This is a genomic window from Paraburkholderia phenazinium, assembly GCF_900142845.1.
Classification (GTDB): domain Bacteria; phylum Pseudomonadota; class Gammaproteobacteria; order Burkholderiales; family Burkholderiaceae; genus Paraburkholderia; species Paraburkholderia phenazinium_A.
Genome location: NZ_FSRU01000001.1, coordinates 2,477,093 through 2,500,669, shown reverse-complemented (window position 1 = coordinate 2,500,669; position 23,577 = coordinate 2,477,093). Strand labels below are relative to the sequence as shown.

18 protein-coding genes are annotated in these 23,577 nt (G+C 64.5%); 4 read left to right on the top strand and 14 right to left on the bottom strand.

Annotated features, from left to right (window positions below; all coding sequences use genetic code 11):
• Positions 1 to 2 precede the first annotated feature (2 nt).
• The 3 genes from tagF to BUS12_RS10835 all read right to left on the bottom strand — a co-directional run bounded on the left by tagF (position 3) and on the right by BUS12_RS10835 (position 5,911).
• Positions 3 to 995: a type VI secretion system-associated protein TagF gene (gene tagF / locus BUS12_RS10845; protein WP_074295697.1), complete on the bottom strand. Its 993-nt coding sequence runs from the start codon at positions 993 to 995 to the stop codon at positions 3 to 5.
• A complete protein-coding gene (tssM, locus tag BUS12_RS10840; RefSeq protein WP_074295696.1) occupies positions 992 to 4,909 on the bottom strand; it encodes a type VI secretion system membrane subunit TssM in 3,918 nt (1,305 codons plus the stop codon). The genes tagF and tssM overlap by 4 nt, the downstream gene beginning before the upstream one ends.
• Positions 4,910 to 5,068: 159 nt before the next feature.
• The gene (locus tag BUS12_RS10835) at positions 5,069 to 5,911 is read right to left on the bottom strand and encodes a M15 family metallopeptidase (RefSeq protein ID WP_074295695.1); all 843 of its coding nucleotides are present in this window, start codon (positions 5,909 to 5,911) and stop codon (positions 5,069 to 5,071) included.
• Positions 5,912 to 6,036: 125 nt separating this feature from the next.
• On the opposite strand from BUS12_RS10835, the gene BUS12_RS10830 reads away from it, so the two are divergent.
• A complete protein-coding gene (locus tag BUS12_RS10830) occupies positions 6,037 to 7,002 on the top strand; it encodes a hypothetical protein (protein ID WP_074295694.1) in 966 nt (321 codons plus the stop codon).
• Between the two features lie 115 nt (positions 7,003 to 7,117).
• Here BUS12_RS10830 and BUS12_RS10825 read toward each other — a convergent pair whose 3' ends face one another.
• Together BUS12_RS10825 and BUS12_RS10820 are read right to left on the bottom strand one after the other, a co-directional pair.
• A complete protein-coding gene (locus BUS12_RS10825) occupies positions 7,118 to 8,077 on the bottom strand; it encodes a LysR family transcriptional regulator (RefSeq protein WP_074295693.1) in 960 nt (319 codons plus the stop codon).
• A gap of 231 nt (positions 8,078 to 8,308) precedes the next feature.
• Positions 8,309 to 9,361 (bottom strand): NAD(P)-dependent alcohol dehydrogenase, encoded by a 1,053-nt coding sequence (locus tag BUS12_RS10820; RefSeq protein ID WP_074295692.1) that lies wholly within the window; start codon positions 9,359 to 9,361, stop codon positions 8,309 to 8,311.
• Positions 9,362 to 9,753: 392 nt separating this feature from the next.
• Between BUS12_RS10820 and BUS12_RS10815 the strand changes: the two genes are divergently transcribed.
• A complete protein-coding gene (locus BUS12_RS10815; protein ID WP_074295691.1) occupies positions 9,754 to 10,740 on the top strand; it encodes an AraC family transcriptional regulator in 987 nt (328 codons plus the stop codon).
• Positions 10,741 to 10,772: 32 nt separating this feature from the next.
• Here the strand turns inward: BUS12_RS10815 and BUS12_RS10810 are convergent, their stop codons facing one another.
• The 9 genes from BUS12_RS10810 to BUS12_RS10770 all read right to left on the bottom strand — a co-directional run bounded on the left by BUS12_RS10810 (position 10,773) and on the right by BUS12_RS10770 (position 20,500).
• Positions 10,773 to 11,165: a VOC family protein gene (locus BUS12_RS10810; RefSeq protein WP_074295690.1), complete on the bottom strand. Its 393-nt coding sequence runs from the start codon at positions 11,163 to 11,165 to the stop codon at positions 10,773 to 10,775.
• Between the two features lie 52 nt (positions 11,166 to 11,217).
• A complete protein-coding gene (locus BUS12_RS10805; RefSeq protein WP_074295689.1) occupies positions 11,218 to 12,879 on the bottom strand; it encodes an FGGY-family carbohydrate kinase in 1,662 nt (553 codons plus the stop codon).
• A complete protein-coding gene (locus tag BUS12_RS10800; protein WP_074295688.1) occupies positions 12,876 to 13,604 on the bottom strand; it encodes an SDR family oxidoreductase in 729 nt (242 codons plus the stop codon). Before BUS12_RS10800 ends, BUS12_RS10805 begins: the two co-directional genes overlap by 4 nt.
• Positions 13,605 to 13,642: 38 nt before the next feature.
• Positions 13,643 to 14,926 carry a sugar ABC transporter permease gene (locus tag BUS12_RS10795; RefSeq protein ID WP_083640338.1) on the bottom strand — a complete coding sequence of 428 codons (1,284 nt, stop codon included), beginning with the start codon at positions 14,924 to 14,926 and terminating at the stop codon, positions 13,643 to 13,645.
• A gap of 14 nt (positions 14,927 to 14,940) precedes the next feature.
• A complete protein-coding gene (locus BUS12_RS10790) occupies positions 14,941 to 15,753 on the bottom strand; it encodes an ATP-binding cassette domain-containing protein (RefSeq protein WP_074295687.1) in 813 nt (270 codons plus the stop codon).
• 68 nt (positions 15,754 to 15,821) lie between these two features.
• The gene (locus tag BUS12_RS10785; RefSeq protein WP_074295686.1) at positions 15,822 to 16,880 is read right to left on the bottom strand and encodes an ABC transporter substrate-binding protein; all 1,059 of its coding nucleotides are present in this window, start codon (positions 16,878 to 16,880) and stop codon (positions 15,822 to 15,824) included.
• Positions 16,881 to 16,974: 94 nt separating this feature from the next.
• Positions 16,975 to 17,943: an AraC family transcriptional regulator gene (locus BUS12_RS10780; protein ID WP_074295685.1), complete on the bottom strand. Its 969-nt coding sequence runs from the start codon at positions 17,941 to 17,943 to the stop codon at positions 16,975 to 16,977.
• 288 nt (positions 17,944 to 18,231) lie between these two features.
• Complete coding sequence (locus tag BUS12_RS10775; RefSeq protein WP_074295684.1) at positions 18,232 to 18,951, bottom strand: carbonic anhydrase; 720 nt, start codon at positions 18,949 to 18,951, stop codon at positions 18,232 to 18,234.
• A 55-nt stretch (positions 18,952 to 19,006) separates the two neighbouring features.
• Complete coding sequence (locus BUS12_RS10770) at positions 19,007 to 20,500, bottom strand: sensor domain-containing diguanylate cyclase (RefSeq protein WP_074295683.1); 1,494 nt, start codon at positions 20,498 to 20,500, stop codon at positions 19,007 to 19,009.
• A gap of 169 nt (positions 20,501 to 20,669) precedes the next feature.
• Here BUS12_RS10770 and BUS12_RS10765 point away from each other — a divergent pair, with 169 nt between their 5' ends.
• Positions 20,670 to 21,602 (top strand): 2-hydroxyacid dehydrogenase, encoded by a 933-nt coding sequence (locus tag BUS12_RS10765; protein WP_074297352.1) that lies wholly within the window; start codon positions 20,670 to 20,672, stop codon positions 21,600 to 21,602.
• A gap of 324 nt (positions 21,603 to 21,926) precedes the next feature.
• On the top strand, positions 21,927 to 23,516 hold the full coding sequence (locus BUS12_RS10760) for a methyl-accepting chemotaxis protein (RefSeq protein WP_074295682.1): 1,590 nt from the start codon (positions 21,927 to 21,929) through the stop codon (positions 23,514 to 23,516).
• Positions 23,517 to 23,577: the final 61 nt, after the last annotated feature.

Here is a 23,577-nt window from a genome sequence, read left to right as displayed (position 1 = left end):
TCTCACTCCCCGGAAAACGCTTCGCGGAACGTGTCGATGCTGACGCGCAGCGACAGTTGCGGTTGATCGAGGTAACTGACGAGCTTGCTGATCCCATGGTCGTTTTGTGCATGTTCGTCGATCCACTCGGGATCGTCGATATCGATGTTATGTGCCGCGTAGGCCTGCGGATCGACCACGCTATGCAGCGTTTTCGCCGAGGCGCCGTTAAAGCCGATCACGAGCCGCTCGCGCTGCGCAATCGTGCCGATGAAAATCGCCAGTTCGAAATCGGCCTGCGCCACGAACGGCGCGATCAGTTCGAGCCAGAACGCGGCGACGAGGCTGCGATAGAACGGGTCGTTCGGCAGCGGCAAGGTGAGCCCGCGTTCGAGATGCGACGAGCCGCTCGTCATCACCGGCCGCAGTAGCGAACCGAGCGCGAGCATCGCGCCGCGCAGCCGTACCGGGTGGCCGTTGGCCAGCAGCATCTGTTCGAGGCCGGCGAGCGTCTGGTGCTCGACGAAATCGTTGAAGGTGCCGTCGTGCGGATTGCCGGGACCGCCGCCGACTTCGATCGGCACCTGCGTGTCGCCGAGCGCCTGCAGCGCGCCGGCGGGCTCGCTTGCGTCCAGCAGCGGCCGCATTTGCGCCGCCACCCGCGACCATAGCCGCGCAAACGCGAGCGGGCTGCGGGCCAGAAACGTCAGCGGCCGTTCGACTTCGAGCGCGGTGGCCGCCAGAAACGGAAAGCGCCGCGACGACTGGTCGTGACTCGCCACCATATGACCGGCAATCGCCAGCTTGCTGCGCGACCCGAGGAACGCGAAATGCAGCGGCCGGGCGTTTTCGTAGACGATCTTCCAGCGCGGGTCGTCGGTCAGCAGTTCCATCGCTTCGGCGATCCAGCGGTCGAGCGTCTGCAGCAACTGCGGGTTATGCGCGCTTTTGACGAAGTCGCCGCGCGACGGAATCTTGCCGAAGTAGGCGATTTGCGCCTGTACGGTCTGCGTCATTGCGCACCCCCTGTGTTCGAGTCCGCCGTCGCGGCGGCACCCGGGTTCGCCTGGGTCGAAGCCGAGCCGTTGCCGGCGGCCGGGGCGGGCGAGCTGCCGCCTGCCGAACCCGCCGGGCCGGACGCGCCGGCCTGCGTGGCGTTAACCGAATTCGCCGCCGCGCTCACATCCGCCACCGACGACGGCAGATGCAAGCCGCGCAGGCTCTGCTGCTGCGGCGCGTCGCCAGCGCCGCTCGAAGGCTGCGACGTGCTGATGATGCGCATGCTCACCGCGACGGTCACGGCGCCCTGCGTCCACGACAGGTCGAAGGTGCCATCCGGTTCGCGCTTGCGCTGCGCCGAGTTGATCAGCTTCTCGAGACCGTAGCGTCCCGGCTCGTTGACGAGCTGGATCGTGCGGCCGTCGAAGGTGGTCGCGGACAGCGTCGCACCCGGCGAGCCGGACGGATTCGGCCAGACGAAGTTGGTCCACTGCGGCGGAGTGTTGCGGTAACGCAGTTGCTGGCCGTCGATTGCCAGCGTGTACTCGGTCGTGCCGGTGGTCGGTTGCGGCAGGATCTGGAACACGGTCTGCGGTTCCGACGAACCGCCCTGTGCGCCACCCGCGGCGCCGCCCGAGAGCGGGGCCACCCAGCGCGCGAAGCCGGTCGTGAAGTCAGGTGTGAGCGCGAGGCCCATGTCGCCCCACGTGCGTGCCGTCAGCGTATCGCCACGGCGCACGGCGAGCGGCCCAAGCGTCGTGCCGACAAACTTCGCGACCGAGCCGTCCGGACCGAACACCTGGGCAATTTCATTCGCACCGGCTTCGACCTTGGCGTCGCCCGCAAACGGATACTTGTTGGCGAGCGAGGTCTGGAACGGTTGATACACCTGGGCGTTCCACACCTTGTTGACTTCGACGCTGGCCGGCTGGATCACCACCGCGAACGCCTGCATCAGCGGCCGCACCAGCAGCGGACGCAGACCCTTGCGTTGCGAGTCGGTCAGACCCGTGAGCATCTGCTCGTCGACGTACTTCAGCGAATCCGCGAGTTCCGAACCGTTGCCGTCGAGCGTCTGTTGCATCAGCTGACGCGCGCCCGGTCCCGGGTCGCCCTGGTTCTTGATCACGTTAAAGCGCGTGCGAACCTTCGACAGCGTGTCCATATAGCCTTGCAGCATCGAGCCGTTGTCCTGCCTGGCGACGATCCGCCCAAGGCCCGCGAACTCCTGGCCGATCGGGCCCATCGGCAGGTCGACCGGGTTGCCGTTGATGTCGATGTTCGCCGTGACCGGGGCCGCCGCGGTGTGCGAGAACCATTGCTTGAACCAGCCGGTCACGCCGCTTTGCACGCCCTTCGCGGTGGCGCTGGCAAGCGACGGGTTGTCCCACGAGGTCTGGTCGTAGGCGGTTTCGAGCACCTTGCGGATCGGCGAGTCCTGCGGGTCGCCGAGGCGGTTCATGGCATCCACGGCCTGATTGAAGCTGCCGAAGTTCTGCACCGCAATGCCTTGCATGAACTTCTGCCAGTGCATCGCATACTCGGTCTTGTACATCGAGACCAGCGCCTTCTGGATCTGCTCCGGGCTGCCTTCGAGCGTCAGGTCGTCATGCGCCGAGGTGTTGAGCACCCAGTCCTTGGCCTGCAGTTCCTTGGTGGCGGCATCGCGAATCGCCGGCTGCACGTACTGGAACCATGCGTCGCGCGTGAAGGTGCCGGGGATCGCATAGCTGCCCGCCACCAGCGACGTGTTGTTGTCGCCGACAATGCGCGCGATCGTCATCGGCGCGAAGCGGGTCGACGCCCGTGCCTTGATCTCTTCGTAGACGCGCTGACGGGCCGGCATGCCGCGCACCACGCGGCGCAGGTTTTCACGCGTCTGGTCGACGAGCGAGAGGTTCTGGTCGATCATCGGCCAGTCGTCGTCCGAGACCCGCGACAGATAGAAGGTGATCATGCGCTCGGCGCTGCGGATCATCTCGTCGCGCTGCATGTTGCCCCGGTTGGTTTCGAGCCAGCCGCGCCAGAAGCGCGCCACCTGATCGGTCAGGTGGGCCGTTTCGACGTGGCGCTTGTCGCCCAGCATCAGGTAGGTCTTGAGCGCGTTGTAGGCGTCTTCCACGTTGGTGGGGGAGGCGTCGCTATACAGGCCGCCCTGGCTCGTCGCCACCATGGCCGAGCCGTGCGCCGACACGGGAACCGCGCCCGAGTCCGGTGCGCGCGTCATCGGCGCGAGCTGCTCCGGATGGGCGTTGACGTCTTTCAGGAAGCCTTCGAGATTCTGCGCCACCGGGTCGAGCATGATCTGCTTCACGCCGTTGTAATACTCGGTCAGCAGATGCTGTTCGAGACGGTCGCCCTGATACAGCCCGAGCGACACGGCAAGCGGCCGGTCGCGGCGGAACTGTTCGAGCTGGTCGATGCGGTCCTCGAGAATGTCCATGGCCTGCAGGCGCGATTGCAGGTCGTTGCGGTTCTGCTGCAGGCGCACCACGTTGTCGAGGTCGGCCTGCACGTTCGAGGCGAGCTGCTGGTTGTTGACCGTCGACCAGGTCCAGCCCCCCAGCGCCAACGCGAGCACGGCGACGAAAGCGAAGAAAGTCCCATAACGCATCCGCGTTTTGGCGGGACTCGCAAACTGCTTGACGGTTTGCCGGTCGGCGAAGATGACCTTCGAGAACAGGTCGCGCAGGAAGAAGCCGTTCTTCGAGAATGCGCTCTGCGGCTTGGCGATGCCGCCGGCGTCGAGGCCGAAGCGGTTGGCGATGCGGTGTGCGGCGGCGCTATTGGTTTCGCCTTCCTGCAGCGCGCTCGTGAAGTAAAAGCCGCGGAAAATCGGCTTGTACTGGAACGGGTTGGTTTCGAACAGCGTGGCGAGGAACGAGCGCAAGGCCGGCTTGATGGTCGAGAATTCAAGCGGAAAACTCAGTTGCCCCGGCGACAGTTTATTGCCGCGGCTGATCGACATCTGCGCCACGCTGATCTCTTTGAGACCTTCGTACAGCTCTTCGAAGCGCTCGTCGAACAGGGCGACGATGTCGCGCTTCTCGTCCGGCTCGTAGGGCAGGGTGGCGCCCCAGACGCGGTCGTATTCGTGGCGCTCGCTGCCGCTGAAGAATTCGGTGAAGCCCGTGATCAGGTCGGTCTTCGTGAACATCACGTACACCGGCGCGAACACTTCGAGCTTCTCGGTGAGCTCCTGCACGCGCTGGCGCAGGTTCTTCGCCAGGTTGATGGCGAACTCGGGGCGGCTGCCGGTCAGCTCGGCAATGCTCGCCGTCACGATGATGCCGTTGATCGGCGCTTTCGGGCGATGGCGCTTGAGCAGGCCGAGGAAGCCCAGCCATTCGGTGCGGTCTTCCTCGTGCACCGAGTAACGGCCGGCTGTATCCAGCAGAATGCCTTCGGTGGTGAAGAACCAGTCGCAGTTCCGCGTGCCGCCAATGCCGTGAATCACCGCGTTGTTCTTGTCCGCGAACGGAAACTGCAAGCCCGAGTTCAGCACGGCGCTGCTTTTGCCCGCCGCCGGATTGCCGATCACGATGTACCACGGCAGCTCATAGAGCGCCGCGCCGCCCGAAACCTGGCCGATCTTCGAGGTCTTGATGGTCTTGACCGCGTCGACGAGGCGCGTGCGCAGCGCGTCGAGTTCGGCCTGGCGCGCCGGGGTGGCCGCGGCGCCTGCTTCGGTCTGCTTTTCGGCCTGCTGCTCGAGCATGTCGCCGAGCTTGCGGTTGGCGCGCCGCGCCAGCAGCCTGCGGACCAGCCAGATGAGGAACCAGAGGACCAGCACGGCGCCCAGCGCGGCGGCGGCCCAGATCGGGTCGATCTGCAAGGTGTCCGCCGCGATGAACAGCACGGCTGCGAGCGCGAGCACCCCGATGATCGAGAGCGTGCGAGAGTGGGTCAACCCGTTGAGGAAGCGTTGCATAGGCCGTTCAGGTCTGAATGTTATGGGTTGCGTGCGGAAGGACGGGGTTGAGGCTGGAGAGAAAGCGCGCTAATGACCGAGCCGTGCAGATCGGTCTTGTCGCCGAGAAGAATAAATGAACGCCCCATGTCAACCCCATTATTTGCCGCTTTGTGCCACTTAATGCCGCCCGAGTACGAAGCCGGGCTTGTGATATTCGACGTGTCCCAGATCCATCATTTTCCAGCGGCCTCCCCACACCAGACCGACCTGTTCGGCGGTCTGTCCGTATAACTGGTAGCCTCGCATGGCCCATGGATCTTTTTCTGAAATGACCAGCTTGCCGTCGCGCAAAAACGCATTGTCCGCCGCTAGCCCGTATTGGTGATAGCTCTGAAACGCTGCGGCATTGGTGACGTTGCCGCCCATTTGCGCCAGCCGGTTTTGCCGCTCCGGGCTGCGATAGCCTTCAAGTAAGGCCATTTCGTAGCCGTATTGTTCGTGCATGATTTTGTAGACGAGCAATAAACGGGTTCTGAAGTCGGCGTCGAGCAGATTCCAGTCGCGGCTTGCATCCTGTAGCGCGGGGCGAACCTGCTCCACTTCCTGCGTTGCAAATACCTCGGGCGGCAATGAGGGTGGCGGCACGAGCTGCTCGCCGTTCAGTAGCGCGGCGATTTTTTCGTCGGGTACCCTGACTGTGTCGTCGTATTGGAATAACTGCCGACCGCGCAATGCGATCGCGACCAATGGAGGCGTCGCAAGAATACCTGCGGTCGTTAAAATCAGCAAGCGCCGCTTTACCAGTAAATTTTGCATATCAACTACAGTTGATTGCGAAATTTTTGCCGAGCGACTTAATTGACCACGTGCACGCGATGCGCCATAAGATGCATTGCGCATAAAACGGCCTTGTAAATCGCGCGCAATGGCCAATATTGAAGATCGCACGGGCGGCAATAGCAGCATGGCTGCGATCAGCACCGCGATGGCGAAATAAGCGACGAGTACGACGGCGATCAAAGGTAACCCCGGGAAATTGGAAACAATTGTATTTTGGAATGCTTGCTCTTAGAATCAGGCCTGCTCGAAGACGAGCCGAAACGTATTATCACGGCGAAATAAACCAGGATTCAATGAGACAGTGAATGAGTGCGCCGGACAGCTCGAATTCCAAAGCCCCGCCTAGCCTGCTTGCCGATACGGCAAAAGGCCCGCAAACCAATGCGGCAAAAGGCGCGCAGGCCAATGGCTCGCGGATTCTCGCGGACCTCGAAGGCCGCGTCGTACCGCCGCCTGCCAGGTCGCGCCGCTCGAAGGCACCTGCCGTGCTGGTGGCGCTGCTGGTCGTCGCGGCGGGCGGCTGGGGTGCATGGCACCTGCAGCAGCGCGCCGCCGGCGGACACGCCGAAGTAGCCGCAACGCCTGCAACCGCGGCGGCGCAGACGGCCGCGGCGCCTGCGGGCGGCAGTGCCGCTCAGGCGCTGGCCAAAGCCGCGTCGGCGGTGGCGGCGTCTGCTCCGCAGGCAGCGACCATCGTCGCCGACGATAGCGAAAACAAGGACTCCAAACCTTCTGACGAGGCGGCCGCATCGGCGCCTGGTGGACTGGACGACAACCGTCTGTCACGCGCGCTGGCGAATGGCGCGGAGGAGAGCGGGGCGTCGGCGGCGCCCGCCGACGCCGCGAAGAATGTGAAGCCGGCTGCGCCGGCGGCGGCTTCGAATCATGCGCATCACGAGCATGAAACGGCCTCGGCGCATGCGAAGCACGAAGCGCCGCCTGCGAATCGTCACGCCGCGCCAACCGCGCTCGCACAGGCGAAGAAGGACAAGCCGCACACTGCCAATAGCGCTGCGGCACCGAAGGACGATCCGGACGCCGATCTGCTCGCGGCGCTGGTGGCGCGCACCAAGCCCGCGGATGCGAAAGGCGCGACCACCAAGGTGAGCGCCGTGGCGAACGGCGGCGATCCGAAGCTCGCCGAACGCGTGAAGGAGTGCGGCACGCGTGGCTTCTTTGAGGATCAGTTGTGCCGTTGGCGGGTGTGCGACGGACACTGGGGTAAGGATCCTTCCTGTCCGGGTTCGGCGACGCCGCCCAAGCAGCCTTAGCGCCAGGACCAGGGCTAGCAGGTGCCGCTGCTCGACACGCGGCACCTGAAGAAGATGCCTGAGGAATGAGGCGAGGTCGGCCCCAGGCTCGCTTCGAGCCCGAGGCCGAAACCCCTCAAGCCGTATGCAACCCGCCGCGCAGCAACTGCCGCACGCGCGACAGATCCTGATCGACACTTTCGGCCTGCTCGAACAGCACCGCGAGCCAGTCGACGAAAGCCCGCACTCGCGGCGACACGCGCCGGCTCTTCACAAACGCCACCGAGACCGGGATCGGCGCCGGCTTCCACTGCGGCAACACCTCGCGTAGCTGCCCCGCATCCAGGTAAGGTTGCGCGGCAATCCGTGCCGGTTGAATCAGCCCAAGCCCCTCCAGCCCGCAGGTGAGATACGCCTGCTCGTCGCTGACCTTCAGGAAGCCGTTCACCTTCACATTCAACGCTGTGTCGCCGACCTCGAAATCGAAGTCCACCGCGCGCCCGTTGTGCGGCGAGAGGCAGTGCACGGCGACGTGATGCTCCAGCGCCTCGAGATCCGCGGGCACGCCGTGGCGCTCGAGATAATCGGGACTCGCGCAGGTCACCAGTTCGAGCATGCCGAGACGCCGGGCCGCGAGGCCGGAGTCGGGCAACTCGCCGAGCTGGATGCTGCAATCTACCGCTTCGCCGACCAGATCCACCGCGCGATTGCTGACGCCGATCGCGAGGTCGATGTTCGGATAGCGCGCATGAAAATCGTCAAGCGCCGGCAGCACCAGCGCGGTGGCTACCGCGCCCGGCATTTCGACGCGCAGGCGACCGCTCAACTGGTCGGTGGAATGGCGCAGGCTGGCCTCCATCTCGTCGATGTCGGCAAGGATCTGCGCGCATCGTTCGTAGTACGCAGCACCTTCTGCCGTCAAGCTGAGCCTGCGCGTTGTGCGCACCAGCAAGACCGTGCCGAGCAGCGCTTCGAGATTCTGAACCAGCGTCGTCGCCGTCGCGCGCGGCATATCCAGCGATTGCGCGGCGCGTGTGAAACTATTGGTATCGACAATACGGATAAAAGTGCGCATCGCCTGAATACGGTCAATCACGGGCAATCTCCTGTCAAACAGTACATACGCGGGACAATCCGAAATAAGGACGTACAGCCGACGCACCTCGTCCCGTTGGGGAGGCGTGTCGGCATGACGATGCGAGGCGGGAGCAGGGCAGGCCGCCGCAACGGGCGCGGCCTGTGCATCACGGCTGGCTGGCGCTTGGCCCGCCGGCGTGACGACCTGTGGAACTACCGGAATGAATCCTTGGGGTAAAGCGACCGGCAGTTACTTCCGGAGCGAGTCGAGGTCGATCACAAAGCGATACTTCACGTCGCTCTTCAACATCCGCTCATACGCATCGTTAATCTGTTGCATCGGAATAATTTCGATGTCCGATGTAATGCCGTGCTCGCCGCAGAAATCGAGCATTTCCTGGGTTTCAGCAATGCCGCCGATCAGCGAACCCGCCAGACGGCGGCGCTTCATGATCAGGTTGAACACCTGCGGCGACGGGTGATCGTGCTCGGGTGCGCCGACCAGTGCCATCGTGCCGTCGCGGCGCAGCAGATTCAGGAACGGGTTCAGGTCGTGCTGGGCCGCCACCGTGTTGACGATGAGGTCGAAGCTGTTCGCATGGGCTTCCATCTCCTGCGGGTTCTTCGAAATCACCACTTCATCTGCGCCGAGGCGTTTCGCATCTTCGACCTTCGACTGCGAGGTCGTGAACAGCACGACATGCGCACCCATCGCATGCGCGAGCTTCACGCCCATGTGGCCGAGGCCGCCGAGGCCGACAATCCCCACCTTCTTGCCGGGACCCGCACCCCACGTGCGCAGCGGCGAGTAGGTGGTGATGCCGGCGCACAGCAGCGGCGCGACGCCGGCCGGGTCGAGGTTCTGCGGCACGCGCAGCGTGAAGGCTTCGTCGACCACCAGCTGGGTCGAATAACCGCCGAAGGTAATCGCGCCGGTCTCGCGGTCCGCGCCGTTGTAGGTGCCGACAAAACCGTTTTCGCAATACTGTTCGAGGCCTTCTGCGCAGCTCGGGCAGGTACGGCAGGAATCGACGAGGCAACCGACGCCGACCAGGTCGCCGGCCTTGTACCTGGTGACGTCAGGACCGACCGCCGTCACGCGGCCGACGATTTCGTGACCCGGCACCACCGGATAAATGGAGTTCTTCCACTCGTTGCGCGCCTGATGCAGGTCGGAGTGGCAGACACCGCAAAACAGCACTTCCATCTGCACGTCATGGGCACGCAGTTCGCGGCGCTGGAATTCGAATGGGGCGAGCTTCGCTTTGGCGTCGCTCGCGGCATAGGCATAAGTCGTGGTCATGAGTGCTCCTGCAATGAGATGGGTTGCACAAGGTGCCGGCAGTCGCGACGCAGGGTCGCGAGGGCGGCGTTGCCTTGACGGGGACCGGGATCGCCGCAGTGAATCGCGGGTGGGCTCCCTCTACCGGCCTTCTGCGGGCGGGCCATCGGATTCGCCACAGTGTGCGTGGCGGGACGGCGGCCCCTGGAAGGCCGGCTTACCGGCCGCAGTCCTCTCGGGCTGCAGCGGCGGGAATGGGTGATCCGGCAGGGTTCCCATCGTAGGCGGCGAGGGCCACCTCGGGAATACCTGAATATCTCGAAGGCTTGCCTATTTCTCCTGAGTGCGAGCGCTATAGGCCGTTTGGTGCTAAATTTCAAGCCTTATTCTCTGCTGTATCAATAGGCATTGTCATGCAAACGACTCAAACGCCCCGCGCGGCCATCAGTCCCGCCCAGCAACGCATGGTCGAACTCTTCGACGTGCTGGCGCCGTGCGAGGGCTTCACGCCCTCAAGTCTGGACGGTGTCAAGTTCATGCGTTCCAACCGGCCCATGCCGCGCATGCCGGTGCTCTACGAGCCGAGTATCGTGGTCGTGTGCCAGGGCCGCAAACGCGGCTACCTTGGCGAGCAGACCTATCTGTACGACGCCCAGCAGTACCTGGTGCTGTCGGTGCCGCTGCCGTTCGAATGCGAAACCGAGGCGAGCGTGGAAGAGCCGTTTCTGGGCATCTCGGTGCGGGTCGACCTGACGGTGGTCGCGGAGTTGCTGATGGCGCTGAACGAAACGCACGGCACGACGGTGAGCGAGCCGCGCGGCATCTATTCGACCTCGCTCGACCCGGTCATGAGCAATGCCGTGCAACGTCTGCTCGAAGCGCTGGCTTCGCCGCTCGATACGCGTATTCTCGCGCCCGCCATCATGCGCGAGATCTGCTATCGCGTGCTGACCGGCGAGCAGGGCGATGCGATCCGCGCCGCGCTCACGCACCAGCATCACTTTGGCCGCATCGCCAAGGCGCTGCGGCGCATTCACGCGGATTATCAAGGCGAGCTCGACGTCGACACGCTGGCGCGCGAGGCCGGCATGAGTCTCGCGGTGTTTCACGCGCAGTTCAAGGGCGTGACGTCCACTTCACCCATGCAGTACGTGAAGACCACGCGGCTGCATCATGCGCGGCTCCTGATGGTGCAGGATGGTCTGAACGCGGGCGCCGCCGCGGCGCGGGTGGGGTATGAAAGCGCCTCGCAGTTCAGCCGCGAGTTCAAGCGGCTGTTCGGCCTGAGTCCCGTGGACGAAGTGAAGCGCATGCGCGCGGTGTTCGATTCGCCGCCGCCGCGCGTGGCGCCTCAGGCACGGGTCGTGCCGCCGGCCGAGAAGTATGTGACCGCTGTGTGAGCGGGGTTGCCCAAGGCAGGCGCTGCGCGAGTTCAGTCCGCAGCGTGGCAGCACACGCAGAGTTTGTTGCCGTCCGGATCGCGGAAGTAGGCGCCGTAGTAATGCTCGTGATACTGCGGCCGCAAACCCGGCGGCCCTTCGCATGAACCGCCCTGTGCGAGCGCAACGGCATGCGCGCGGTCGACGCCGGCGCGGTCCCGCGCCAGCAGCGCGAGCATCTGGCCATTGCCGACGCTAGCCGGCTTGCCGTCGTAGGGCCGGCTGATCACAAACAGCGGACGGGGCTGGTCTGCCGCCGTCCAGCCGGCCCAGCCGGTCTGCTCGTCGCGGAATTTGAGCTTGAGGTCCAGTGTGTCCAGCAGCGGGGCGTAGAAGCCGAAGGCGCGTTCGAAATCGGTAATGCCGACGAAAACGTGGGATAGCATCTCGCTCGTTCCTTTCCTGTAACGGGTCGCTGTGACGTGGGCCGGTATGAGTTTAGCGAATCTCCCTGGCTACGTTCTGCAACTGCGTGAAGGCGCGAAAGCGCGCATCGTGCAGGGCTGCGAGGTCGCCTCGATCCGGCGCGTAGGTCCTGCTGATCTGCGACATGCCGGCCATCGCCGCGCGTACGTCGTCGAAGCACCCGCCCGCCACGCCGCCCAGCATCGCGGCACCCAGCAGCACCGGTTCTTCCGCTTGCGTGGCGAGGACGGGTTTGCCGGTCGCATCGGCGAGTAGCTGCCTGACCAGATCGAGCCGTCCTGCACCGCCGCTGATCACCACGCGCTCGATCGGCGCACCGGCGCTCGCCTGGGTCTCGATGATCTGGCGCAGACCATAACCGATACTGCAAATGCCGGCAATGTAGAGCGCGACCAGACTATCCAGGTCGTCTTCCATGCCAAGGCCTGCAATCACGGCACGGGCGTGCGGGTCGGCCAGCGGCGCGCGGTTGCCGAGGAACTCCGGTACGACGTGCAGCCCGTGGGCCAGCCGCGCCGCGCCGGACAGACCGTCCGCGGCCTGCGCCGATTGCACGGCGAGGGTGGCGAGCAGCACGGGCAGGGACTGGCCCGCTTGCTCGGCCTGTTGCCGCGCGTCGGGCGTCGCGGGGTGCATCGAAAGCAAGCGTTCGATCGCCGCGCCGGCGACCGATTGTCCGCCTTCGTTGAGCCACGTGTCGGGCACCATCGCCGAAAAGTAGGGGCCCCATACGCCCGGCACGAAGACCGGCTCCCGGGTCGTGGTCATCGTGCACGACGAGGTGCCGAAGACGTAGCCGAGACAGGCCTCGGGATCGCCGTCGGCGCCGACTGTGCCGATTCCGCCGGCGTGCGCATCGATCACGCCGGTGGCGACCGGCGTTCCGCTGAGGAGTCCAAGTTCGGCCGCGGCTGTTGCCGTCAGTCCGCTGCCGAGCGGCGTTCCGCCGTCGACGACCGTCTGGCCGATGCGCGCAAAGCCCTCATCCGCGAGTACGCCGAGGCCGACGGTGCGGAAGTAGCTCTCGTCCCAGCGCCGCTCGTGTGCCAGATAGGTCCATTTGCAGGTGACCGTGCAGGTGGAGCGCGACAGATCGCCGGTTGCGCGCCAGGTCAGGAAGTCGGTCAGGTCGAAGAACTGCCATGCGGCCTCGAACACGGCCGGCCGGTTCTCGAGCAGCCACAACAGCTTCGGCGTTTCCATCTCCGGCGAGATCTTGCCGCCGACGAACTTCAGCACCTCATGGCCCGTCGCGTTGATGCGCTCCGCCTGCTCCACGGCGCGGTGGTCCATCCAGACGATGATGTCGCGCTCGGCCTGCTCCGAGGGGCCTACCGGCAAGGGCCGCCCGCCCGGGCCCAGCACGACGAGCGAACAGGTGGCGTCGAAGCCGATACCGGCCACCTGCGCGGGCGTCACCTTGCCGTGCGCCAGCGCATCCTTCACGGAAGCGCAGACGGCGCGCCAGATCTCGCCGCTCGACTGCTCGACGATGGAGCCGCTCGCATGGAACAGCGTGATATCACGTTTGGCCGACGCCACCATGCGGCCGGCAAGGTCGAAGATGCCGGCGCGGGCGCTGCCCGTGCCCACGTCCACGCCGATCACATAGCGCGCGTCGCGGACGTCGCGCGTGCTCTCCGACGCAGGGGAGGTCGGGTTATCTGAAGTCATAGATCGACACTGTTCGGAAGGATCACAATATCGCGGATCGTCACATTGCGGGGCCGCGTCAGCATGAAGAGTACCGCTTCGGCGACTTCTCTGGGCTGCATCAGGCTGCCGGCGGCGAGCGCCTCGTCCATCTTCGCCTTCGGCCAGTCGTCGAGCAGGGCGGTGACGACCGGGCCCGGCGCCACCGCGCCGACCCGTACGCCGTGTTTGGCAAGCTGGCGCCGCGTCGTGTGGACGAAGGCCTGCACCGCGAACTTCGAGGCGGTGTAGATCGGCTCCCAGACGACCGGGACGAAGCCCGCCACCGAGCTGGTGAAGATGATGTCGCCCGACTTCTGCGCCACCAGATGCGGCAGCACGGCGTGGACCGAGCGGAACGCGGCGTTGATGTTCAGGTTCAGCATGCGGTCCCACTCGTCGGGATTGCCGTCCACCACTTCGCCGCCCACATAAGCGCCGGCATTGGCGTGGAAGATGTCGAGCCCGCCGGCAAGCGCCAGGATTTTCGGCAGAATCCCGGACACCTCGGCAGGCTGCAGCAGATCCACGACCAGCGGAAACGCGTTCTCGCCCAACTCCGCGCACAGTGTCTCGAGCTTCTCCTGTGCCCGATCGATCAGCACGACCCTGGCGCCTTCTTCGATCAGCACGCGCGCGCATTCGAGGCCGATACCGGATGCCGCACCGGTGATGGCGGCGATTTTTCCCTTGATTGATTCAGACATGCAATGCTCTCCTGCAACTGGGTTGCGAATTGATGCAATTAGGCGCGGCCATGCGAGACGCGGGACTGCCGGGCGAGCGAGTCGACGATCACCGCGATCGCCAGCACCGCGCCGGTGATCATGAAGCGCAGCGACGACGACAGGTTCAGCAGCGTGAGACCGCTGGCAATCGACTGGATCACGATAATGCCCAGCACTGCGGAAAATGCACTGCCGCGCCCGCCGAACAGACTCGTGCCGCCAATCACCGCCGCGGCGATGGCGTTCAGGTTGACGTCGCCGGTGCCGGCCTGTTGACTGGCCGAGGCGAGCCGTGCCGCCGTCAGCACGCCGCCGAGCGCGGCGAAACTCGCGCACAGCACAAAGGCACTCATATAGATGGCGCCGACATTGATGCCGGAGCGCCGCGCGGCTTCGTGATTGCCGCCCACCGCATGCATCGAGCGGCCCCAGCGCGTCCTCTTCAGCGCATAGTCCATGGCGATGGCAAGGCCGAGGAAAATGCCGAACATCAGCGGCACGCCGCGTCCCTGGTTGAGGTAGACCACCACGATCTCCAGCAGCACGGTGATGGCGAGACTGCGCACCAGCAGGCTGCCTACCGAGGGCGCGGAGAGATTGGACGCATGGCGGCGCTCGCGGGTGCGCAGTCCAAGCAGGAGCAGCGCGGCGCCCGGCACCAGCGCAAGCAGGTACGACACGACCGCGGGGATGATGATGAGCTGCCCGAGGTTGACCATTGCCGAGTCGTAGGGCAGGTTGATCGAACCGCTCGAGCCCAGCACGTAGAGCTGCATCCCGAGGATAGCGAGCAATCCGGCCAGCGTCGCGACGAAGCTTGGCATGCCTAAGCGGTTGAGCAGCAGCGCATACACGGCGCCGACCACCGCGCCGACCACGACGGCCGCGACGATGGCGAGCAGCACCGGCCAGCCGTGATTGACCCAGAGCGTGCCGAGGAGGGCCGAAGCGAAGCCGCTCATCGAACCCACCGACAGGTCGATCTGGCCCACCATCAGCACGCAGACAATGCCGAGCGAGATCACGCCGACCGTCGAGCAGTCGAACAGCAGGTTCACCATATTGTCGGCGGAGAGGAACACCGGGTTCAGCGCGGTGAACACGGTCCAGATGATGACGAGTCCCGCAATGACCGGCAGCGAGCCCAGATCGCCCGAGCGCACCCGCTCGACGAAGGCCGACACGGTGCCGCCGACTCCGGCCGCGTGCTTGACGCGCACGTCGCTGCGGTCGAGCAGCGTGGACGGCGTTGCCGTCCCGTGCGTCTCAGGCTGCGGGGCGCCTTGCATTTTGTTGCTCATGATGGTTCCTTGGTTCAGGCGCTCGGTGCGCCCTGTTCGGCCTGACGTCGGCCGGCGCGACGCGAGACAGCGTTCTCGGTGGCGCCGGTGATCGCGGCCACCAGCTCCTGATTCGACGAGTCGGGATAGAACACGCCGTTGTTGCGGCCGAGACGCAGCACCACGATCCGGTCCGCCACGGCGCGAACGTCCTCCATGTTGTGGCTGATCATGATGACCGCGTGGCCGCGGTCGCGCACCCGCTCGATCAGGTTCAGCACCTCGGCCGTCTGCGCCACGCCGAGCGCGGCGGTCGGCTCGTCGAGCATGATCAGCTTCGGGTCCAGCAGCAGCGAGCGGGCAATCGCCACCGTCTGACGCTGGCCGCCCGAGAGCGAGGCGACCACGTCGCGCACGCTGGGAATGCGCGCCGAGAGTTCGTTCAGCAGCGTCCAGGCCTTGACCTCCATCGCGACTTCATCGAGGCGCAGCGGATTCAGCTCGCGGCCGAGATAGATGTTGGCGACGACGTCGAGGTTTTCGCATAGCGCGAGATCCTGGAACACGGTGGCGATGCCGAGATCGAGCGCCGCGGCCGGGTTGGGCAGCGTGACCTCCTTGCCGCCGAAGGTGATCGTGCCGGTGGTGGGTTGATGGACGCCGGCGAGCACTTTCACCAGCGTGGACTTCCCGGCGCCGTTGTCGCCCACCAGGGCGACCACTTCGCCGGCATGCACGTCGAGCTCGATGTCCGTCAGGGCAGAGACCGCTCCGAAGTGCTTCGAGACGCCGCGCAGGCTCAGCACCAGTTCGCCTGGCCCGGACCGTGTATGGGAGTTGTCAGTCATGGACGGATACCTCATTGATCGGAAGAGGGACCCGGCACGCGCCGGATCCCGTTCGGCACCCCAACGGATCAGTTCGTGATGCCAAGTTTCTTGCAGCCATCCGCATAGCGGTCGGTGCACAGGTCCTTGGCGCTCGCGAAGCCCTTGTCGACCACCTCCGCCTTGATGTTCTTCGACGTGATGACGGCCGGCTTGAAGAGTTGCGACGGCGTGTTGAAGAGCGTCGTCTGGCCCTTCGGGGTCTGGCCGGACAGGAAGCCGACGGCCACCTTCGCCGCTGCTGCGGCGACGATCTCGCTCGGCTTCAGGATCGTGTTGTACTGGTCGCCCGAGATGATCAACTGCAGCCCGGCGAGCGTCGCGTCGTTGCCCGTCACGGGCGGCACCGGATTGACGCCGGCTGCCTTGAAGGCCGCGACCGCGCCGCCGCCGGTGCCGTCGTTGGCGGCCACCACGCCGACAATCTGCGAGCCGAAGCGGGTGATCTGTCCGCTGACCCACTGCTGGGCCTTCGGCGGCGCCCAGTCCGGCGTATCGTACTCGGCCAGCGTTTTGTAACCGCTACCCTCGATGCCTTCGTGGCTGCCCTTCTTGATCAGCCCCGCGGCCGCATCGACGGGCGAGCCGTTGACTTCGAGCAGTCCGCCCTTGCCGGTCGGCACGCCCATCTCCTTGAGGTGCTGGACCAGCGACTGCGCGATGGATTTGCCGATGTCCTCGTTATCGAACGACACGTAGTAATTGGCCGGCGTCGAAGGCACCGGCCGGTCATAGGCGATCACCTTGATACCCTGACCCTGCGCCATATGCACCAGCGACGCGGCGGCCGTCGAGTCCACCGGATCGAGCACGATCACCTTGGCGCCTTGCGCGATCACCGAGTTGAACTGCTGCTGTTGCTGCGAGACGTCGCCGTTGGCGTTCTGATAGAGCACCTTGCAGTCCGGGCAGAGCTTGCCCATTTCGGCCTTGAAGCCGGGGAAGTCGTGCTGCTCGTAGCGCGTCGAGCCCTCGTCGGGCATCAGGAAGGCGACGGTGCCGCTCGGCGCCGCAAAGGCCGCCGTGCTGCCCATCAGGCTCAGGGTCAGCGCGCTGGCGCCGATCAGGTGTTTCGATAGTCTGGTCATCGAGTGTCTCCGTTTATTAGAAAAACCCCGGCGTATGGGGTGCCGTGGTTGAACTGCGGGTGAGCTTCGCTTTGCGGCTTCGGTAAAGCAGGCGCTAGCCGAACGCTTGCGAGGCGTGTGCGGCGTCGGGCGATTCGCTTGCGCTGGCGGCGTTAAGCTGTTGCCAGGCGCGCCAGCGCGAAGGCGACATCGCCTTCAGCAACAGGAACTGGCGGTTGAAATTCGAGAGGTTGTTGAAGCCGACCTGATAGCAGATATCGGTCACGCTCAGTTCGCCCGCCATCAATAATTGGCAGGCCAGATTAATGCGCAGCCGGTTGACGTACTGGACGAAGGGCACCCCGGTATGGCGTCGGAAGTAGCGCGAGAAGGCGCTCACGCTCTGTCCCGACAGTTCGGCCAACTCCGTTTCGCGCAACTCCTGCGAGAGGTTCTTGCCGATATACGCCAGCACGTGATCGATCCGCGTCCCGGCATAGCGGGCCGGCTCCGCACGATAAGCGGCGCTCGCCAGCTTCACCGGTTCGACGCTTTGCAGGAGCAGGTCGAGCAGGGTAATGAACAGGGTGATGCGGCGTATGCCTTGCGCGCCCATCATCTCGCGCATGATCGGCTCGGCGGTCAGACCGGTTTTCTGGGCGAACAGCACACCCCAGCGCGAGGCATCGAGCAAGCCTTCCACGCGCTTGAGTTCGGGGAAGGCGCGGGTGGCGCGCTCGACGAACCCGGCATCGAACTGCAGCACCAGGCCGCGTTCATCCACCTGGCCGCCCTGCGGCACATGGCTCACCCAGTTGTGCGGCAGATTCGATCCGGCCATCACGAGATTGCCGGGCGCGAAGTTGCCGATGTAATCGCCGACGAAGTATTTACCAGTCGTCGCGGTGATCAGATGAATTTCGTACTCGGGATGGAAGTGCCAGCGCACCGTGCGATAGGGGTACCCGTGCGACCAGACCTTGAACGACTCGTCGCTCGCGACGGCGACCAGTTCCAGATCCGGTTGAACGATGTTGGCGCTACGGGCTTCCTGACGCGCCGTGGCACCCCGCGTGGTGTGCATCTGTCTTCCTCCTGAGCCGATATTTTCGGGCGGGTCGCTTGCATCGCCGTGCGCCTCGCCATGACCGAAAATTAGCCCTGTTGCAGACATCTCACCACTGAAAATACGACCGCAAACCGATACTTTCTTGCATTCGGGTTAGTCCGTAAGGGCCCAGGAGTCAACTTTTGTGCAACGCAACAGCCGGTGCGCCGGATGCCTGGATGACGCTAACGCTATGGATTACTTATTATTTCACTGCGAGTAGCCGGTCCCATTCATAGACCGGCCGATTCTAATTCGTTGCGCTCACAACAGGCTGACTTTGCCGGTGGCGAGATCGTAGATTGCGCCGACCACCTTCACTTTACCCTCACTGACGTAGCGGCCGATGATGGGTTTCGACACGCTCAAGCGGTTGGCGCCGAGCCGCACGTTCTCGACGGTCGCGCGGGCTTTCAGATCGGCGTGGCCGTGCAATTGGGCGATCGCCACGGCCGGTTTGAGCGAACGCACCAGATCGGGAAGGTGGCCCGGCAGCGCGATGCCTTTCTGAATCGTGTCGACGGTTGCGCTCACCGCGCCGCAATGGGTATGGCCGAGCACCATGATAAGCGGCACCTGCAAGAATTTCACCCCGTACTCGAGACTGGCGAGCCCGTCCTCATTGACGAAGTTTCCGGCCACCCGCACCACAAAAATATCGCCTGGCCCCTGATCGAAGGCCAATTCCGGGGCGACGCGTGAGTCCGCGCAACCGACGATCGCCGCAATCGGATATTGCGCGGCGACCCGGCTCGCGCGGCCAGCCGAGTAGTCCTTGTTGGAGGGTGTATTGGCGGCGTAGCGCGCGTTGCCGTCCATGAGACGCGCGAGCGCCTCGGACGGGGTGATCGCGTTGGGTGCGTCGGCGTCCGCCGGCGCGGCGGCCTGGGTTTCTCCAGGTGCGAGACCCGTCAGAGTCAACGATGCGGCGCCTGCGAACAGCAACTGGCGGCGTGATACAGACGGCAGAACGGCGTTGTACATGGCAAATCTCCTTGCGTGAAGGGTTGCACGGTTTCAAGCCGGGGCAGGCGCTGCCTCATTCGTCATTCGATTCACTGGCTCTCGGGTTCGCGTAGTGTGCGCGCTTCTCTTCATACATCAGCAAATCCGCCCGCTGTACCACGGTTTCGAGCCGTTCGCCGTGCTGACAGGTTGCTGCGCCCATCGAAAAGCTCAGCAGCGAACCGGGGTAGAACTGATTGTTCAGCTCGACCAGTTGCCGGATCGTGTCGATCATCGCCGCGCCGCCGTGCTCATCGGTGCTGGGCATCAGCACCGCGAATTCGTCGCCGCCGATGCGTGCCGCCTGATAGGGCGTCTCCATCGCTTTCGCCAGCACCTCGCCGGCGCGCCGCAATAGCGCATCGCCGGCCGCGTGGCCGAGCTGGTCGTTGATCCGCTTCAGGCCGTTCAGGTCGGCCATGATCACGGTCACCGGGAACGGCCCCTTGCGTTCGAGCCGGTTCAACTCGTCAACATAGAACGAGCGGTTGCGCAGCTTGGTCAGCACGTCGTGCTTGCCGAGAAACTCCAGATAGGCCTCGGCTTTCTTGCGCGCGGTGATGTCGGTGAGCGCCACCAGCACGAGGTCCCAATCCTGCTCGTGCCCCGGCAGCACCGAGAATTGCAGATGCACATGCACCTCGCTGCCGTCCAGCGAGTAGTTGAGGACTTCGCGTTGCTGGAACAGCTTGCCGTCCCACAGATCGACAAGCTGCTCGCGGAAATGCGGCCGCATGTCGTCGCGGAACACCTGCGGCAGACGGGCCAGCAAGGTCGGCTTGTCCGGCGCCGCAAACATGGCGAGCGTGTGCCGGTTGACGTCCAGCACGTGAATTTCCTGCATGCAGCGTTCGACGAACTCCGGGTGCACGTCCGTGAACACGCGGAAATCGGAGATGCCGGCGGCCCGCGCCTCATTGAGCAGCCGTTTGACCGCGCTGAAATCCTCGACCCACAGCGACACCGGCGAATCTTCAAAGAGGCCGCGCGCGTATTGCTCGGCGTGCATGAAGCGATGGCGCGCGCCTTCCAGTTCGCTCACATCTTCCAGCGAGACCAGCACGCGGTCCCAGCACCCTTCGTGTCCGGGCAGCACGGCGCCCTTGAGCAGTACATCCACCCGCCGGCCGCCGAGCGTGTAATTGACGGTCTGGCTCATGAAACTCTGCTGACCTGCCCATAACTGGCACAGCTCTTCGAGGTGAGTCTTCAGCATGTCGTCGCGAAACACCGCGCCGAGATTGGCGGTCAGCGTGTCGAGACTGTCCGCTTCGAACAGGTCCAGGGTCTTGCGGTTGACCTTGATGACGCGGATGCTGTGCGCGCATTGCGCGACCCGCTCGGGATGCGCGCCGAAATGCGCGCGCAGGTCGGTCACGCCCTCGGCGCGCCAGGCGTCGAACAGCGTGCGCACGCCGCTGAAGTCTTCGAGCCAGAGCGAAACGGGGGCGAGCTCGAACATCTCCGAGTCGTCGCTGGCCGTCGCTTCATCGCGCGGCCTCTCTCCTGCACTTGGGGTATCCAGCATGACGAGTCCGAAGTCGATAGTGCCGCTATTTTAAGACGAGTTGGGTCGGGCGAGGCAGAAGGGGGCAATAACGTGCCTCGCAGGGGGCGGAGCGGCCGCCAGCATGCTCGCCGAGCCCTTGTTACACTTTCCGGCGTTGCAGTGTCCCGCCAATCAACGCGTCGAGTCCATGAAACCTACCCTGCTGGTTCTGATTCACCTGAACGATGCAAGCCGCGCCAGTGTCGCGGCCGCTTATGACGTTATCTATGCCCCCGATCCGGACTCGCGCGCCGAAGCGGTCGCCGCGCACGGCGCCACGGTTCGCGCCGTGCTGACCAACGGCACGACCGGCCTGACGCCCGCCGAAGTCGACCGGTTGCCGAAACTCGAATTGATCAGCGCGCTAGGCGCCGGTTATGAAAACCTGCCGCTCGACCACGCCCGGGCCCGCAACATCGTGCTGGTCAACGGCGCGGGGACCAATGACAACTGCGTCGCCGATCATGCTTTCGCGCTGCTGCTGGCGGTGGTGCGCGACGTCCCGCAACTCGATCAGGCGACCCGTGAGGGCGCCTGGCGCGACACGCTGCCGATGCGGCCGAACGTGTCGGGCAAGCGTCTGGGCATTCTCGGTCTCGGCAATATCGGTCAGAAGATGGCCAGACGTGGCGCGGGCTTCGACATGGAACTGGGTTATCACAACCGCAAGCCGCGCGAAGGCGAGTCCATGCGCTACTTCGAGAGCGTCACGGCGCTCGCGCAATGGTGCGATTTCCTGCTGATTGCGACGCCGGGCGGCCCCGGCACCAAGCATCTGGTCGACAAGGCCGTGCTCGATGCGCTGGGGCCGGACGGCTTCGTCGTGAATGTGTCGCGTGGCAGCGTCGTCGATACGGAGGCGCTCGCCGCCGCGCTCAGAGCGGGGACGATTGCCGGGGCCGGGCTCGACGTGTACGAGGGCGAACCGCATCTGCCCGCGTCCTTGCTCGAATTGCGCAACCTCGTGGTGACGCCGCACGTGGGCGGCAGGTCGCCGGAGGCCATCACGGCCTCGGTGCAGAACTTCATCGCCAACGCGACGCGCCATTTTGCGGGCGAGCCGGTGTTGACGCCGATCTGAGCGGGGCGGCGGCGGATTGTCGTATCGAAGAGCGGGGCGCCGCCCGACCCCGCTCGAATCCGCGCGCGTCAGCGCTTGCGGCTAGCGCCAATAATAAATGTTAAATATCAGCGTGAATGAGATAAAAGAAAAACACGCCGCCAACAAATAAATAATTTCCCGCAAACCTTTGCGAAATTAATGAATGCCGCCGGTCTGCCGTTAACTCGGAGAGATGACGTGCCACGTCACAGCCGACCCGGCCGTCGGAATCTGAGAGAAAACCAACAAAGCAAAAACAATCCAAAATAATTTTCTCGATTCGTTCGATGGGAGCGGTGAGGTATGGACGTTAAAGGTATGTCAGTAAAAGCGAAGCTGTACGGCGCTTTTGGGATGCTGACGGTGGTGGTGATGGTGGTGTCGGGCATATCGTTGAGCGCGTTGAGCGATGCCCATGAGCGATTCTCCGGCTTCGTCACCGGTATCGATACGCGGGCTATTACCGCGCAGGAAGTGAGAACGGCCGTCGACCGGCGCGCGATTGCGGCGCGCAATATGGCGCTTGTCACGAAACCGGAAGACTTCGCGATTGAAAAGGATGCCGAAGCACAGGCCCAGCAGGATGTGCAGACGAGGCTCGCAAAGCTCAACCAGATGATGGCGACGGATGCCGACGTCACCCAGCAGGGCCGCGATCTGGTGAACGAGATCAATCGCATTGAGGCCGATTACACGCCGGTGGCACAGGCGATCGTGGCGCTCGCGGTAGCGAACAAACGCGACGAAGCGGTCGCGAAGATCGATAACGATTGCCGGCCGCTGCTTGCGGCGTTGATCAAGGCCACTGACGCGTATCAAACCTACACGCGAACCCGTGCCGATCTGCTGTTGCAGGCATCCGCCGACCAGTATGCGTCGCAGCGCCTGATCCTGATCGGAACCTGTCTGGGCGCCGTTGCCCTGGCCGTATTGGCAGGATTCCTGATTGCTCGCGGACTGTTGCGCTCGCTCGGCGCCGAACCGGGTGAGCTCGGCAGCCTGGCACAGCGTGTCGCTGCGGGCGATCTGCGCGTGGTCAGCGGCGCGGTGCAAGCGCCGGCCGACAGCGTGCTGGCGTCGATGGGGCGCATGCAGGCCAGTCTGGTCGAACTGATCGGGCGCGTGCGGGTCGCGGCCGACAGCATTGCCACCGGGTCGAGCCAGATCGCTTCCGGCAATGTCGACCTGTCCGCCCGTACCGAGCAGCAGGCGTCGTCGCTGCAGGAGACCGCGTCGAGCATGGAAGAGCTGACCTCCACGGTCAAGCAGAACGCGGAGAATTCGCAACAGGCGAGCGTGCTGTCGGCGAACGCGTCGGAAGTGGCGTTGAAGGGCAACCATGTCGTGAGCCAGGTGGTGGAGACGATGGGCGAAATCAGCGCCAGCTCGACGAAGATTGCGGACATCACCAGCATCATCGAGGGCATCGCTTTTCAGACCAACATCCTCGCGCTCAATGCGGCAGTCGAAGCCGCTCGCGCCGGCGAACAGGGACGCGGCTTCGCAGTGGTCGCAAGCGAAGTGCGCAGTCTCGCGCAACGCTCGTCGAGTGCGGCGAAGGAGATCAAGGACCTGATCGCCGAGTCGGTGAAAAAGATTCAGGACGGGTCGGCGCGCGCGAGCGAAGCGGGCAAGACGATGTCGGAAGTCACCCAGGCGGTGGCGCGCGTTACGGACATCATGGGCGAGATTGCCGCGGCCTCGTTCGAACAGAGCCGTGGTATCGAACAGGTCAACCAGGCGATTACGCAGATGGACTCCGTGACCCAGCAGAACGCGGCGCTGGTCGAGCAGGCAGCCGCGGCTTCGAAGTCGCTGGAGGGGCAGGGGCACCAGTTGAATCAGGCGGTGGCGTTTTTTCAGCTTGATACGGCAAGCGGATTGCACGCCTGAGCAAGCGGGTGAGTGAATGCGCGGCGCGGACGGATGTGTAATGGAGCCGCGGCAGCGGGCG

Bases quoted from the DNA above. Each gene is read 5' to 3' on its own strand.
- BUS12_RS10820 (WP_074295692.1), bottom strand. From the start codon at position 9,361: ATGACCACGACTTATGCCTATGCCGCGAGCGACGCCAAAGCGAAGCTC.
- BUS12_RS10760 (WP_074295682.1), top strand. From the start codon at position 21,927: ATGGACGTTAAAGGTATGTCAGTAAAAGCGAAGCTGTACGGCGCTTTT.
- BUS12_RS10775 (WP_074295684.1), bottom strand. From the start codon at position 18,951: ATGTACAACGCCGTTCTGCCGTCTGTATCACGCCGCCAGTTGCTGTTC.
- tssM (WP_074295696.1), bottom strand. From the start codon at position 4,909: ATGCAACGCTTCCTCAACGGGTTGACCCACTCTCGCACGCTCTCGATC.
- tagF (WP_074295697.1), bottom strand. From the start codon at position 995: ATGACGCAGACCGTACAGGCGCAAATCGCCTACTTCGGCAAGATTCCG.
- BUS12_RS10770 (WP_074295683.1), bottom strand. From the start codon at position 20,500: ATGCTGGATACCCCAAGTGCAGGAGAGAGGCCGCGCGATGAAGCGACG.
- BUS12_RS10830 (WP_074295694.1), top strand. From the start codon at position 6,037: ATGAGTGCGCCGGACAGCTCGAATTCCAAAGCCCCGCCTAGCCTGCTT.
- BUS12_RS10780 (WP_074295685.1), bottom strand. From the start codon at position 17,943: ATGCACACCACGCGGGGTGCCACGGCGCGTCAGGAAGCCCGTAGCGCC.
- BUS12_RS10785 (WP_074295686.1), bottom strand. From the start codon at position 16,880: ATGACCAGACTATCGAAACACCTGATCGGCGCCAGCGCGCTGACCCTG.
- BUS12_RS10805 (WP_074295689.1), bottom strand. From the start codon at position 12,879: ATGACTTCAGATAACCCGACCTCCCCTGCGTCGGAGAGCACGCGCGAC.
- BUS12_RS10795 (WP_083640338.1), bottom strand. From the start codon at position 14,926: ATGAGCAACAAAATGCAAGGCGCCCCGCAGCCTGAGACGCACGGGACG.
- BUS12_RS10810 (WP_074295690.1), bottom strand. From the start codon at position 11,165: ATGCTATCCCACGTTTTCGTCGGCATTACCGATTTCGAACGCGCCTTC.
- BUS12_RS10800 (WP_074295688.1), bottom strand. From the start codon at position 13,604: ATGTCTGAATCAATCAAGGGAAAAATCGCCGCCATCACCGGTGCGGCA.
- BUS12_RS10790 (WP_074295687.1), bottom strand. From the start codon at position 15,753: ATGACTGACAACTCCCATACACGGTCCGGGCCAGGCGAACTGGTGCTG.
- BUS12_RS10765 (WP_074297352.1), top strand. From the start codon at position 20,670: ATGAAACCTACCCTGCTGGTTCTGATTCACCTGAACGATGCAAGCCGC.
- BUS12_RS10815 (WP_074295691.1), top strand. From the start codon at position 9,754: ATGCAAACGACTCAAACGCCCCGCGCGGCCATCAGTCCCGCCCAGCAA.